Raw genomic sequence first — 14,148 nt, 5'->3', positions numbered from 1 at the left:
CAGAAGAATTTCAGGAGTATCAATGAAAAAAATTGAAGCGATCATCCGCCCGTTCAAACTTGATGAAGTGAAAGAAGGGCTCCTTGAAAACGGAATCAAGGGGCTCACTATTACCGAAGTCCGCGGTTACGGCAGGCAGAAGGGACACAAGGAAACCTATCGCGGCAGTGAATACCGGATTGAGTTTGTGCCAAAAATAAAAATTGAGGTTGTGGTTGCTGATGAGCTTCTTGAAAAAGCCGTGGATGCAATCCTGAAACATGCTAAAACAGGCCAGGTTGGAGACGGAAAAATCTTCATCTACGATGTGCAGGATGTAATCAGAATCCGCACGGAAGAATCAGGTACCGGAGCTCTGTAACCGCTTTATTACCTTTCCTGCTCATGAGGGTTCTTTTATTTTAAACCTTTTATTTCCGGAATTCAGAGAAATTTGAAAAAATCCTTAGTCCTTTTTGTTCTTCTGCTGGCCGTGCCCGGCTGTTCAGTCTGGTATGATTTTACGGCATATTTTAATCTCTATTATAACGCAAGCCTGGCATTTGAGCAGGCGGAAACCGTTATCAAAGAGCAGAAGAAAGACAACCTTGCTCTGCTTGAACCGCAGATTCCTTCCTCAGCCAATACCAGTCTGACCAAGGTAATTGAAAAATGCTCACGCATCCTCCAGTTTGATGCTCAAAGTTCATTTGTTGATGATGCACTTCTGATGATAGGAAAATCCTTCTATTATCAGAAGGTATATATTAAGGCAATGAGAAAGTTTGAGGAACTGATCGCGATGGGTGAATCATCCGACCTGATTCCTGAAGCGAAACTCTGGCTGGCTAAAACACAGATGCAGCAAAAAAATTATACACAGGCGCTTGATCTGCTCAACGGACTTAAAGCAGACCCTGAAACAGAAGACGAAATACTTGCAGCAGCCAATTTTGAAGAGTTAAAGTACCTTATCTCCATTGAAAACTATGATGAAGCATTTAAGGCAGCCAATGAACTCGTAAAGTTCTCGGAAGATGACGTTCTTAATGCTGAAGTGCTTTACAAGATGGGTGATATCTATTTCCAGCGCGGAGATTTTACCAATTCAGCCGATTCGTATAAGCGGGTGCTCGACTTTGAACCGGTTTATGAGTTCGAAATTAACTCTCTTATCCGCTATGCCGCAGCCCTCAGAAATCTTGACCGCCCTACAGATGCCCTCCGTGCACTTCTTGAATTGCGCGGTGAAGTTAAATACTCGGATAAATATGATTATATAGATCTTGAGATGGGTAAAACCTACTCGGAGCTCGGACAGAAAGAACGGGCTCTGGCCGTTTTTTATGAAGCTGATACCGCTTATGCACAATCAGTTCAGCTCGGCAATATCCGTTATGAAATAGGGTACCTCTACGAAAACAGCTTAGCAAATTATGACAGCGCCGCCGTTTATTACAGCAAGGCACTCAGTTCAACTGCCACTGTGGAATATCTCCCTCTCATCCGGTTTAAAGCTGATCTTTTTAATAAATATATAACACTAAGAAACAATCACCGACTTAATCAGAGGAACTTTCTCTACGCCACCGATTCCGCGGCATTTGTAACGGACTCAATCGCCTTTTATGCCTCAGCAGACTCAACTGCAGAGACTGAGACTACTGATCCAAACGTTAATCCCACTACAACACAGCCGCGAGAACGGGAGAGAACGATTGAACCTGAATTAAATGAGCCCGTTAAACCGGTGACCGTTAAACCCGGCCAGAAACAGGGTATCCCCCCTGTCAGACCAATCCTCTCGGGTGACTCACTGATGGTGGTTGCAGCCCGGTCAGCATTTGATCTTGGCAATCTCTTTTTTAACGACTTTAACATCATAGATTCCGCGTTTTACTATTACCGCCAGATTCTTGACGAATACCCGAAAAACCCCTATGCTCCGCAGGTTCTTTATGCCCTGGCCGGCTGCCATCTGGTGGATGGTGATTCAATTTCAGCGGACAGTATCTACCGTTATATATACAGCACCTTTACTGAGGACAAAATCATTAACATCATAGCCCCGAAGATCGGCAAGCCGGTTATTGATTTTGATTTTGATCCTGCAAAAGAGATCTATGTTGCCGCTGAGGAACATTTTCTCGGGGGCAAGTATCAGGATGCCCTTCAGCAGCTTTATAAGATTTTCAGCACGTATCCGGAATCTCCGCTGGCTTCCAAATCATTATATACATACGGATTTATCCTCGAACGGGAAATGAAAAAACCCGATTCAGCTCTGACGGTCTATGATTCGCTCATCGCGAAATATCCGGCGTCACCGTATGCACAGAAAGTAACACCGGCCGTTCAGTTTGTCCGCAGCGAAAAGGAACGGATACGCCAGCAGGTGCAGGATTCACTCAACCGCCTGAAAGAACCTGTTAAAAAGGACTCAGTGATTACTCCCCAAAAACCGGAAGCCGCTCCTGAAGAAATGAAAGAAGAGCAGGATGAGGAGAAAAAGGAAGAAGAAAGCGGTGAAGATCCTGAAAAGAAGACCGGGGAACAGGCCTTTATATACCGGAGCAATCAGTGGCAGCTTCAGTTAAATTCTCCGGTCGGTACCCGCTATAATTATCCGTCTTTCCGGTTACTCTGTCGTCTGAGCGGCTGATCACATCCGATGTTTGAACTTACTGAATGCTGGGACCGGCTAAGGGAGTATTATAAAAAACACAGGATCAAAACTATCCTGCTCTATCTGCTTCTTATTTTCTATTCAGCCATTCCGGTATTTCAGGTGCCGTTCCTCGATTTCCATACCATCCGGATTTCCTCTCTCATGGATCAGCGTGCGGCTGAAAACTTTCTCCTCTATTATCCTTCTCAAAGCAGAACTTCGCTTGCTGATATAAGTCCTGTTCTCCTTAAATCCATTATCGCAATGGAAGATGACGCGTTCTTTGTCCACCGCGGCATTGACTGGAATCAGCTTGAGCTTTCGATGAAAGGAAACAAACGCAGCTCCAAACGGAAACGCGGCGGAAGCACCATAACCATGCAGCTTGCAAAAAATGCCTACTTCACCACAAACAGAAGCGTTATCAGAAAAGTAAAAGAGCTGATGGTAACTGCAAGGATGGAAAAGGAAGTCTCCAAACAAGGCATCATGAAAAACTACGTCAACATTATTGAATGGGGCGACGGTATCTTCGGTGCAGAGAAAGCGGCCAATATCTATTTTGACACAGATGCAGCAAATCTGAATGTAAATCAGGCATCAAGAATGGCAGCGGTAATACCTGCTCCCCTGCGCTACAAGCCGAATGAAAACTCCCGGTATGTCACCCGCAGGGCAGGCATTATCAGGGGCAGATATAATTCAGTTGTTCTCTTTCCGGAGAAATGAGACGGATTGACCTTCTTGATATGATAGAGGAGGGGGAGAATCTCTATATAGAGTTCAAGCAGAAATTTTCCAGCCCTGAAAAAATCGCCAAAGAGATGATTGCCTTTGCCAACACAAAAGGGGGCTATATGATATTCGGGGTGGATGACAATAAACGTGTCATCGGTGTCGAAAGCGAAAAGAGTGAAAGCAGCATGATCACCGAAGCAGCAGAAAAATACTGCACCCCTCCCATTGCCCATGAAATCCATTATTTTGAAATAGACGGCAAAGAACTGGTCGTTGCGGAAATTGAAGAGTCCCCGTTTAAACCTCACCGTATTACCGATTATAAAGATGAACTAGATATACTGACTGCACAGGTATATATCCGGGTTGAGGATAAGAGCATACCCGCCAGCAAGGAAATGCTCCGCATCATGAGAGCTGAAATTTCCGGCAAGCCGCTTATCAAATACACCATCGGGGATCTTGAAAAAAAGGCATTTGATCTTCTCAGTAAAAATGCCTACATCTCCGTACAGTCCTTCAGCGAAAAATGCAATATCTCCCACCGCCGTGCTTCCCGCACACTGGTCAAAATGGTCCGTGCCGGGCTGTTGGTTATCCACACCAAGGATAACGGCGAAGAATTTTTCACCGACCGGCTTAGCGAGGGTTTTAAGAAAATTTAAAAGCCAACCCAGAATCCAGGATATTTGACAAGCTATAACTTGCTTTTCTTATAATATTTGACAAGCTATCACTTGTCTTTTTAACTTGCTTTTGTCAAGTTATTACTTTACATTTTGGCTATATTTTTACGCGTACTCAAAATGAATAAAAGATCAATTCAAATTCAGCACCTTAATCAGAAATTGCAGACATTATCTGTGCTGAGAAAAGTGAATTTTCCAGAAAAAGGATGGATTCATGCAATCCGCAATGCACTTGGGATGAGTGCCAGTCAGCTTGGCAAGAAACTCGCCATTACACGTCAGGGGGTGGTGGATATGGAAGCCAGAGAGAGTGAAGGGTCCGTAAGCATCAGGACTCTCCGGGAAGCCGCCAAAGCTCTTAACATGGAACTGGTCTACGGATTTATTCCCATTGATAACTCAATTAATGATCTGATTGACCGGCGATCTAAGGAACTTGCCCTTGAAATTGTTCAGCGGACTTCTGTAACTATGCAGCTTGAGGGACAGGGTATTTCATCTGAGCAAATGCAAAATGCTATACGTGAAAGTTCGGAACAGATTAAACGGGAATTGCCAAAAGCGCTATGGGATTAGATTTCAACACCCTTCATGGTCAGACTCCGCTTGATGAGGATGAGAAAGAGGGTTTGTTAATCCCTTCAATTTCAACAAGAGGCGAGCTTGATGAGTTTGAACATAGAAATATCATGCAGGCAATGCTTTGGTCCTTAAATCGTTCATTCAGGCCTGATCATGTTTTTAGCGAGGCATTCACCCGGGAACTGCACAGGAGGATGTATGGAGAAGTTTGGAATTGGGCCGGATCATACCGTGAAACAAATAAAAACATCGGGGTGGATAAGTGGCAGATTGCAACGGAAATGCGCAAACTGCTTGATGATGTCAAATTCTGGTATGAGCATAAGACATTCACTCCCGATGAAACAGCGGTCAGATTCAAACATCGCCTGGTTTCTATACATTGTTTTCCGAATGGAAACGGCAGGCACAGCCGGCTCATGGCAGATATAATCATCAACAAGATATACGATGAACCGGTATTTTCCTGGGGAGCGAAAGATTTGATCGCACAAGGAACCGCACGAACAGTATATCTTGATGCTCTCAGGTCGGCAGACAGAGAAGATATCACACCTCTGATTAAATTCGCAAGGTCTTAGTGAAAGAAAGCTGCATTTCCGGGGATGGTGGGGACACTGAGGACGGTGGGGTTTAAGCAGAAAATAGAAAAGTTTCGGGAGCTTATTATGGTAAAGCTTCATTCATTTCCAACCAGCGAAAATCCGCGCTGCTTTTGCATCTGTTTAATATCCGCGATAAATTAGAAAAGCGGTTTCACTTAATTTAAGGTGTAGTAAAAGTGAATTTTATTCACCATAACAGTTGACATCTCATTAAACTAAGGAAACCGCTCATGAAACTTATAAAAAAACAACTGACCGGCAAAAGTTATTCAGTGGTCAACAAATATGCAGGATACGATAATTATCTTGCCGTTGACTGGTCGCAAAGCACCATGGCAATTGCAATGATAAGAGCACCCTATCAGAACCGTATCCGGGTAACCGAGCACCCAAGCTCTCTGAAGCAGCTTCAGCAACTGCTCAAGAGTCTGTCCGGTAAAACCATTATTGCCTTAGAGGAAAGCTCTCCGGCTCACTGGCTCTTTGTCAATTTGTACGATTACGCTGCAAAAGTGGTTATCTGTGATCCTTATCAGAACCGACTGTTAACCCAGGGGCCAAAGACTGATCCTATTGATGCTCAAAAACTCAGCACCTTGCTTTATAACGGCATGCTCAAGGAAACTTACCATGCAAAGAAAGAAGAATTTGAGTTGCGAAAATATATCAGCGCTTACAGTGATCTGATAAAACGAGGGGTAAGGCTCCAGAATCAGAAAACAGCATTTCTTGGGCAGGACGGACTTTCCCGGAAAACCCGGAATCTTTCTAAAGCAGAGAAAGAAAGTACAAAGTTTATCCTCAACCAACTGGAAGAAGATATTCAGCAGTATGAGAAGCAGAAGAAGGATTTTGAAGTTCTCTTCACCGGGCTGTGTAAGAAAAACAAAACTCTGAAAAACCTGATGAGCATACCTGGTATCGGTATAATTGGTGCAGTAACCATCCTCGGAACGGTTATAGATGTTAAACGCTTCGACAGTGTTGGAAAATTTCTTGCCTACTCCGGATTGGTTACTCACGTTAAACAGAGCGGAGGAAAGACTTACGGGCACAGGAAAGGTCGATACAGCAGAATCCTCAAACAGGCATTTAAGGTTGCTGCTTCAACTTGCATTAACGGTGAGAATGAATTATCGGCTCTTTACAAGGATCTGCTAAAAAGAGGTGTAAGCCAGCACAATGCAAGGAATGCTGTAGCACGGTATGTTGCAAGGGTTACTTTTGGCATTCTCAAAACAGAAAAACCATTTATCAGTAAAAAAACAAAGGTGAAATCCAAGAAGTAAACATATCCAATTAGATACCATTCTGTTTACCGGCAAAGAACATTCTCATGGAGACAGTAAACACGCTTACTAGAGTATTAAGGAAGAGAGCATTCACAATGGCCCGTTGCAAAAGAATAATTTCTTTATAGCACATATCCGCGATTAATCCTCTTCCGGTTTAATTCTGGAATTTATCGTAGCAGCCTGAAACATTGGCATGGCTCAAATAGACGCATAGAAAAACTTATAAAGTAAAAGCGAATAAAGAAAGCAGTTGAAGAACCCATGAACCCAAGGGGGAAACTCTGAGTTGGTACATTTTGGTTGGCATTTTCAAGAACGTGGCTTGTGAAACCCCAAGTCAGAGACTGAATTTTGTAAAATTCTTTACAGGATTACTGTTTTCTCTTGACTTTCTTTTCTATAGACGGGCCATCGGGGTGGTATTTTCTTTGCGAGCTCTGCGGTAAACTTTCTTTCCTTTGTGTTAAAAAATTCCGGATCATGAGACAGATTATCATCTGTCTGTACGATTCAGGTATCAGATATTGATATATCCTGGATGTACATTGTTAATTGTTCATTGTACATTGATCAAATACCCTTCGCAGCTCAAACACTGCCACACCATACGCAACAGCCACATTAAGTGACTGCTTAATCCCATACTGCGGAATCTCAAGCGCAATGTCGCACTCATCCAGAACCTGCTGAGAGACTCCTGTAATCTCATTCCCCACAACCAAAACCAAAGGAAAGTTGTTTTTTGTGAGAGAGGTATAATTGGTCGGTGTATCTGTCAGTTCAAGGGCAGCAGCGGTGTAGCCGAGTGCCTTATATTTTCTCACTGCTTCGGCTGCATCCTTAATATATTCCCAGGCAACGCTTTCAGTTGAGCCCAGGGCGGTTTTAAGTACTTCTTTCTTTTCAGGAGTCGGGGTATATCCGCACAGGACCAGTTTTTCAATCATTGCTCCGTCTGAGGTCCTGAACATCGAGCCGGTATTATACATACTCCGCACACTATCCACGATAACCACAACAGGCATCCGTTTTGCTTCAGCCAGGGTATCCGGTTTCAGCCGGTTTACAGAAATCTCATCATGAGTGAGTTTTCTGATCATCAGAACTTAACGGCAAGCTGTCCGCATGCGGCAGCGATATCTTTACCCTGTGTATTTCTTAGCATCACGGTGATATTATTATCCCGCAATTTGTCAGCAAAGATCTGAATATCCCTCTCAGAAGTCGGTTCAAGTTCGGCGGAAAGCCCATCCGGATTCATATGCGCAAGGGAATTAAAAGGAATAATATTCACCTTTGAAGGAATTTTTTTCACCAGTTTAATCAGCGCGTGCAGATCTTCCTTCCGGTCATTTATTCCTTTGAGCATCACATATTCGTAGGTGATGCGGGTATTGGTTTTTTCAGCGTAATATTCCAGTGCATCCAGATTTTCATGCAGGGAGTATTTATCATTGATAGGCATAATTTTACTGCGCATTCCTTCAAAGCAGGAGTGGAGTGAAAATGCAAGTTTAACTTTCATGCCGGTATCGGCAAGTTCCCTTATCTTTGCAGGTATACCAGAAGTTGATACCGTTATTTTCCTCAGACTGATTCCCGTGGTAAGTTCTGACCCGAATATCTCCAGACTCTTCACCGTATTTTTATAATTCAGAAGCGGCTCCCCCATTCCCATATATACAATGTTGGTAATCTCCCGGTCATAACCGCGCTGAGCCATCAGATACTGGTCAAATATCTCACCCGCGGTCAGATTTTTTTTATACCCCATCAGCCCGGTTGCGCAGAATTTGCAGTCAAGCGGACAGCCAACCTGGGTGCTGACACAAAGGGTCACCCGTTTTTCCTCGGGAATGATTACTGATTCAATAATATTCCCCTCACTGGTCTTGAATAAAAATTTCTTTGTTGCGGATTCAGGGGAAATCACCGAATGATGCTCAGTAAGGGTCTGCATTTCTGCGGTCTCCTCCAGTTTGTGGCGAAGACTTTTCGGAAGGTTGACCATATGGTCAAATTCCAGAACACGGTGGTTATACATCCAGTTAAAAACCTGATCGCCTCTGAAGGCGGCCTCCCCCTGCTCCCTGAACCAGGTCTTAAGTTCATGATGGTTGAGTCCTTTAAGCACCGTTTTTTTCTGTGCTGAGTCTGCTGCCGGTTCTGTCATTCGTGTTAAGTTTACTGATTCGTTTATTGGTTAAAAGAGGATAAAAGTTTATTTTCAGGCACTAAAATTAAGGAAATAATGCCTGACTTCCCCCTTCAGGGCCAGGGTAATTATTTCCTGCACTGTCAACTTTTACCTCTAAGAAGGATTACACTATGAATTTTGAATTGACCGAAGATCAGTTAATGATTCAGCAGACCGCAAAAGAGTTTGCCGAAGCTGAAATAGCCCCCTCCGCTGTTGAGCGTGATATTAATGCCGAATTCCCCTACGAAATCATCAAAAAGCTCGGAGAACAGGGCTTTATGGGTATGATGGTCTCCCCTGATTATGGCGGAGCAGGCATGGATACCATCAGCTACGTTCTTGCTATGACCGAAATCAGCAAGGTAGATGCCAGCGTGGGTGTTATTATGTCAGTAAATAATTCATTGGTCTGCTGGGGTCTGGAAAAATACGGCAGTGAATATCTTAAAACGAACTACCTGACCAAACTTGCCTCAGGTGAAAAGCTGGGTGCGTTCGCCCTCTCTGAACCAGAAGCCGGCAGTGATGCAACTAATCAGCACACCGTTGCGGAAAAAGACGGCGACCATTATATCATCAACGGTATTAAAAACTGGATTACCAACGGGACCACTGCTGATTATACCCTCGTGATGACACAGACCGACCGTGAAAAAGCCCACAAAGGCATTACCTGCTTCCTCGTTGAAAGAGGCACACCCGGTTTTGAATCTGCAAAAAAAGAAGATAAACTCGGCATCCGCAGTTCTGACACCTGCTCGCTCACCTTTACCAATTGCCGGGTACCAAAAGAAAATATCGTCTGGGAAGAGGGCAAAGGATTTAACTTTGCAATGAACACTCTTAACGGCGGAAGAATCGGTATTGCTTCTCAGGCGCTTGGAATAGCTCTCGCTTCGCTTGATGCGGCAAAGAACTATGCAAAGCAGCGTAAAGCATTCGGCACCGAAATTGCAAACCATCAGGCAATTCAGTTTAAGATAGCTGATATGGCAGTAAAGTTCGAAGCCGCCAAAATGCTCACCCTTCAGGCTGCGGCATTAAAGGATGCAGGCAAAAATTACACTAAAGAAGCCGCGATGGCGAAACTCTATGCTTCAAAGATAGCGGTGGAAAATGCTCTTGAGGCTATTCAGGTTCACGGCGGTTACGGCTACGTCCGTGAATATCTTGTTGAGCGCTATCTGCGTGACGCAAAGATTACCGAAATCTATGAAGGAACATCAGAAATACAGAAGATCGTCATAGCGCGAACCCTTCTTTCCGGCAACTGATTACCGTATATACCGGAATGCAGATAAGGCAGGCGGAATGAATATCATTCAGCGAATCATGGCTTCAGTGATTATTTCCCCGGTCCCGCCTTATCGGCATTTACGGAAATCTTATATTCTGATTTTTCTTTTATGTATCGGCCTTGCTCCGCTCACCTTCCCTCAGAATCTTCAGGAGGAAGAAACCTCCGTCTGGTCCGCAAAAGATCCCGTTTACCAAAGTGAACTGAAACCGACCGGAAAGGAATATAATCTTCAGTTCAATGCGCTTTCTGATTATCTGACCATACCTCTGATATACACCTACTGGTTTGCCATATCAGAGCCGGACGGAAACAAGTGCCCTTTCCACCCCTCCTGTTCTTCATTCCTGATGCACGGTATAAAGGAAACAGGGCTCATTACAGGTACTATCCTCTTTTTTGACCGATTTACCAGGGATGCAAATGTGGTTAACAGAAGAGAGCATTATCCCCTTATTACGAAGGGAAAATACTTTGATCCGCATTACGTTTATCTGCTTGACGGCAGCGGCAATGCAAACCCCTGGTTCCCTGAATATATATACCTGATGGAGAAGAAGAAATAAAACCGCTGCTTTTCTCCCTGATTCTGTTAACTGTCAGTATGTCAGGTCAGGATTCCTCTTTTTACACCCCTGAAGCACGTATCCGGTTCGCTGATCATCTCTATTGTTCGGGGGACTTCTTCCGTGCCGGGCTTGAATACCAGGAAGCATTCAAAAGCAGCAGCGACTCACTCGCGCTTCTTAAATGGATACTCTCCCAGTGGCGTTCCGGCAACATTGATCAGATTACCGCTTCTGTGGAGTCACTCACCACCGAAGAACTAAAATCCGCCGGCTCCGCTTTTCTCTACGGATTATATATATCAAGGTTTGACCGGAAACTCCCGCCGCCTGAACTCGCCGCAAGAATTGAACTGCTCAGCACTCTAAGCACCCATCCGGCCTCCTCAGTTATAAAAGAAAGCAATTTCTTTATCAATAGCATAAAGCCGGAACTTCCTTCAGGTCTGGGTGAGCAAGCAAAGCAGGAACTTACCGGTTTACGAGAGCGTCACGAAAATGTTTCTCTGAAATCACCTTATCTGGCAGGGCTGCTCTCAATGATCGTCCCCGGCTCAGGGAAAATCTACACCGGTGAAACCGGAGACGGCGTTACCGCATTTATTCTGACCTCACTATTTGGCTATCTGGCATGGACAAGTTTCGAACATGATCACACAACGCGCGGGTATATCCTCGGCGCAGCCGGTGCGGGTTTTTATTTCGGAAATATATACGGCTCATTCATTTCAGCAAAACTCAGGAATGAAAAAACCCTTTTTGATCTAAAGTCTGAAACCGGTGATTTCATCATCCGTAATAACTGGTTCCTTGGTTTCAGTCTGGAGCTGCCATGCGATCCGTAATTGCAGTTTTGATGCTTCTCTGTCAGGTGAATACATTTTCTCAGACCGGCGTGGATGCGAGCGGACTTTTCCGGAAAGGGAAAGAACTATATACCAGAGCAGAGTATTTCCATGCTATTACCGAACTTAAACGGTATCTCTTTTTTGCGCCAGATTCGGCATTGCATCATGAAGCGAACCTGATGATTGCGGCTGCATACAAAAAAGGAGGTTTCTATCGTCTGGCGTCCCCTTATTTTCTCAACGCAAGGAATTCAGCCCAAAATACGCGTGATGAGGCAGCGGCCCTCATAGAGCACGCAAAGAATGAAATCCTGAAAGGATCTCCGGCAACGGCGCAAAAAATCCTGAACCTGGCGTCTGCGCGATCCCCTGAGCGCCGGGATGAAATTCGTTACTGGAACGGCATTGCCGGGCTTTTTGCGGGAAACCTTGCATCCGCTGCTGCGATACTGGACTCCCTCTCCCCCGGTGACTCCCTTGCTGCACTTTGCCGGCTCGGTGAAGCGGATCTGGTCAATCCTGAGGTAATGAAAATCATTTCAGCATTTCTGCCGGGATTACCGCAGATTTACCTCGGTGAATACTCATCCGGGCTTCTTTCTCTCTTCTGGTGCGGGCTATGGGGCTACACGGCAGCAACTGCTTTTACGGCAGACCGAATATTTGATGGCATCATGACCGGAAATTTCCTATTTTTCCGGTTTTATAATGGAAATTTGGAAAATGCTGAAATTTTCGGGCAAAATCATAATACCCGGATAAAAAACAGCATTTTGTCCTTTTATCAGAATAATTATAACGGATTAAAACCCGAATGGTAAATGAAGAACAGATACGGGAGTGGGCAGTAGAGGCAATCTCTGCTCTCGGTGAAAAAGCCAACCCGGAAGAGGTAAAAAAATATATTTCTCAAAAACTGCAGAATTCACCGCTGCCCCGGAATGGTCATACAAGTTCCGCCGGTTCATCCCAGAGAGCAATTCTCACCTCCTTTGGTGTCAATTCTCCCGGTATTGTCGGAGCAGTATCCTCTCTGCTGGGAAACAGCGGTTGTGATATCCTTGACCTCTCCCAGAAAATCATGCAGGAATTTTTCACCATGATTATGGTAATTGATTTTTCAGCTTCATCAAAGGATTTTAAAACAATTCAGGATGAACTATCTGAACTTGGCACCCGTCTTAAGGTGAAGATATATCTGCAGCATGAGGATGTTTTCAGATATATGCACCGTATTTAATTACAGAAATTGCACTCACAGGTTAACGGTTGAATTACGAGTTTGAAGAAATATTAGAAACCATCAAAATGACTGAGGTGGAGCATTTTGATATCCGCACCGTCACGATGGGAATAAGTCTCAGGGATTGCGCCGACCGCAATAGCAAGGTGGTCTGCGGAAAAGTTTACGATAAAATAACAATGCTCGGATCAAGACATGTTGCGCTTGCATCTGATGTTGAACGCACCTATGGCATCTCAATTGCAAATAAACGTGTTTCAGTAACTCCGGTTGCATTGCTCTGCGACGGTTTCGGTAGCGATGAGGCAGTAGAGATTGCCGTTGCTCTTGACCGCGCGGCAGCTGAAATCGGGATTGACTATATAGCCGGTTACTCAGCACTCGTGCAAAAGGGTTTTACCAAAGGCGATCTTGCTCTTATCAAATCCATTCCGCTTGCCCTCTCCGCAACTAAAAAAGTCTGTTCCAGTGTTAATATCGGTTCAACCAAAGCCGGTATAAATATGGATGCTGTTATGATGATGGCGGAAGCAATAAAGGAAACAGCATCTAGAACCGCAGATGCTGATTCAGTTGGCTGCGCTAAACTGGTAGTATTTTGTAATGCAGTTGAAGATAATCCTTTTGTTGCGGGCGCGTTTCACGGAGTTACCGAGCCGGAAGTAACACTTAATGTGGGCATTAGCGGTCCGGGTGTGGTACTTGATGCTGTGAAAGCATGCGCAGGTTCAGGATTCCAGGATCTTGCCGAAACCATTAAAAAAACAATTTTCAAGATTACCCGTGCAGGCGAACTGCTCGGAAGAAAAGTGGCTGAAAAACACGGCATCCCCTTTGGCATCGTGGATATATCACTTGCTCCTACCCCTGCAGAGGGAGACAGCATTGCTGATATATTAATCGCCATGGGTGTCGAGGATGTTGGTGCCCCCGGAACAACTGCCGCGCTTGCAATGCTGAATGACTGTGTTAAAAAAGCAGGTCTGATGGCAAGTTCATCCGTCGGCGGTATGAGCGGTGCCTTTATTCCTGTGAGCGAAGATCAGGGAATGATCCGCGCGGTTGAAAAAGGACATCTCAGTATTGAAAAGCTTGAAGCCATGACTGCTGTCTGCTCTGTCGGACTGGATATGGTAGCTGTTCCCGGTTCTACTCCGGCAACAACCATCGCAGGAATCATCGCGGATGAAGCAGCAATAGGCATCATTAATGACAAAACAACCGCTGTCAGAATCATCCCTGCCGAAGGAAAAGGCGTGGGTGATTACGTTGATTACGGAGGCCTGCTCGGCAGAGCCCCGATAATGCCTGTCAGCACTCTGAATTCTTCAGGCTTTGTAACCAGAGGCGGCCGGATACCCGCCCCTTCGCGAAGCCTGACAAACTGACCCTCACGGTCTGTTGTGTGTATATATAAGTATTTTATTCATTTAATCAC

At 44.8% G+C, this 14,148-nt stretch carries 15 protein-coding genes; 13 read left to right on the top strand and 2 right to left on the bottom strand.

Features of this window, described 5'->3' with window-relative positions; all coding sequences use genetic code 11:
- The first annotated feature begins 22 nt into the window (after window positions 1-22).
- From HRU80_06935 to HRU80_06905, 7 genes are all read left to right on the top strand, one after another.
- Complete coding sequence (locus tag HRU80_06935) at window positions 23-361, top strand: P-II family nitrogen regulator (protein ID QOJ28625.1); 339 nt, start codon at window positions 23-25, stop codon at window positions 359-361.
- Between the two features lie 72 nt (window positions 362-433).
- Entirely contained in the window at window positions 434-2,641 is a 2,208-nt protein-coding gene (locus tag HRU80_06930; GenBank protein QOJ28624.1) for a tetratricopeptide repeat protein, read from the top strand.
- 9 nt (window positions 2,642-2,650) lie between these two features.
- Window positions 2,651-3,376 carry a monofunctional biosynthetic peptidoglycan transglycosylase gene (gene mtgA, locus HRU80_06925; protein ID QOJ28623.1) on the top strand — a complete coding sequence of 242 codons (726 nt, stop codon included), beginning with the start codon at window positions 2,651-2,653 and terminating at the stop codon, window positions 3,374-3,376.
- Complete coding sequence (locus HRU80_06920; GenBank protein QOJ28622.1) at window positions 3,373-4,050, top strand: ATP-binding protein; 678 nt, start codon at window positions 3,373-3,375, stop codon at window positions 4,048-4,050. Before mtgA ends, HRU80_06920 begins: the two co-directional genes overlap by 4 nt.
- A 141-nt stretch (window positions 4,051-4,191) precedes the next feature.
- Window positions 4,192-4,650: a mobile mystery protein A gene (locus HRU80_06915; GenBank protein ID QOJ28621.1), complete on the top strand. Its 459-nt coding sequence runs from the start codon at window positions 4,192-4,194 to the stop codon at window positions 4,648-4,650.
- Complete coding sequence (locus HRU80_06910) at window positions 4,641-5,237, top strand: mobile mystery protein B (protein QOJ28620.1); 597 nt, start codon at window positions 4,641-4,643, stop codon at window positions 5,235-5,237. Before HRU80_06915 ends, HRU80_06910 begins: the two co-directional genes overlap by 10 nt.
- A gap of 254 nt (window positions 5,238-5,491) precedes the next feature.
- Window positions 5,492-6,550 (top strand): IS110 family transposase, encoded by a 1,059-nt coding sequence (locus HRU80_06905; protein QOJ28619.1) that lies wholly within the window; start codon window positions 5,492-5,494, stop codon window positions 6,548-6,550.
- Window positions 6,551-7,104: 554 nt separating this feature from the next.
- Here the strand turns inward: HRU80_06905 and HRU80_06900 are convergent.
- Both HRU80_06900 and rlmN read right to left on the bottom strand, forming a co-directional pair.
- On the bottom strand, window positions 7,105-7,656 hold the full coding sequence (locus tag HRU80_06900) for an RNA methyltransferase (GenBank protein ID QOJ28618.1): 552 nt from the start codon (window positions 7,654-7,656) through the stop codon (window positions 7,105-7,107).
- Window positions 7,656-8,690, bottom strand: a complete 1,035-nt coding sequence (rlmN, locus tag HRU80_06895) for a 23S rRNA (adenine(2503)-C(2))-methyltransferase RlmN (protein QOJ30481.1) — start codon at window positions 8,688-8,690, stop codon at window positions 7,656-7,658. The genes HRU80_06900 and rlmN overlap by 1 nt, the downstream gene beginning before the upstream one ends.
- Window positions 8,691-8,884: 194 nt before the next feature.
- Between rlmN and HRU80_06890 the strand changes: the two genes are divergently transcribed.
- Genes HRU80_06890 through HRU80_06865 form a run of 6 tightly spaced genes read left to right on the top strand, consistent with a single transcriptional unit; the run spans window position 8,885 to window position 14,098 of the window.
- Window positions 8,885-10,030 carry an acyl-CoA dehydrogenase gene (locus HRU80_06890; GenBank protein ID QOJ28617.1) on the top strand — a complete coding sequence of 382 codons (1,146 nt, stop codon included), beginning with the start codon at window positions 8,885-8,887 and terminating at the stop codon, window positions 10,028-10,030.
- A gap of 37 nt (window positions 10,031-10,067) precedes the next feature.
- Window positions 10,068-10,619, top strand: a complete 552-nt coding sequence (gene yidD / locus HRU80_06885; GenBank protein ID QOJ28616.1) for a membrane protein insertion efficiency factor YidD — start codon at window positions 10,068-10,070, stop codon at window positions 10,617-10,619.
- A gap of 38 nt (window positions 10,620-10,657) precedes the next feature.
- On the top strand, window positions 10,658-11,464 hold the full coding sequence (locus tag HRU80_06880; GenBank protein ID QOJ28615.1) for a hypothetical protein: 807 nt from the start codon (window positions 10,658-10,660) through the stop codon (window positions 11,462-11,464).
- Entirely contained in the window at window positions 11,452-12,288 is an 837-nt protein-coding gene (locus tag HRU80_06875; GenBank protein QOJ28614.1) for a hypothetical protein, read from the top strand. The genes HRU80_06880 and HRU80_06875 overlap by 13 nt, the downstream gene beginning before the upstream one ends.
- Window positions 12,282-12,707 carry an ACT domain-containing protein gene (locus tag HRU80_06870; protein QOJ28613.1) on the top strand — a complete coding sequence of 142 codons (426 nt, stop codon included), beginning with the start codon at window positions 12,282-12,284 and terminating at the stop codon, window positions 12,705-12,707. The genes HRU80_06875 and HRU80_06870 overlap by 7 nt, the downstream gene beginning before the upstream one ends.
- A 29-nt stretch (window positions 12,708-12,736) precedes the next feature.
- Complete coding sequence (locus tag HRU80_06865) at window positions 12,737-14,098, top strand: PFL family protein (GenBank protein ID QOJ28612.1); 1,362 nt, start codon at window positions 12,737-12,739, stop codon at window positions 14,096-14,098.
- The last annotated feature ends 50 nt before the right edge of the window (window positions 14,099-14,148 follow it).

The organism is Ignavibacteriales bacterium (genome assembly GCA_015709675.1).
GTDB lineage: Bacteria > Bacteroidota > Ignavibacteria > Ignavibacteriales > Ignavibacteriaceae > H2-BAC3.
The sequence above is the reverse complement of the archived record's forward strand: the minus strand, read 5'-3'. Positions and strand labels throughout refer to the sequence as shown.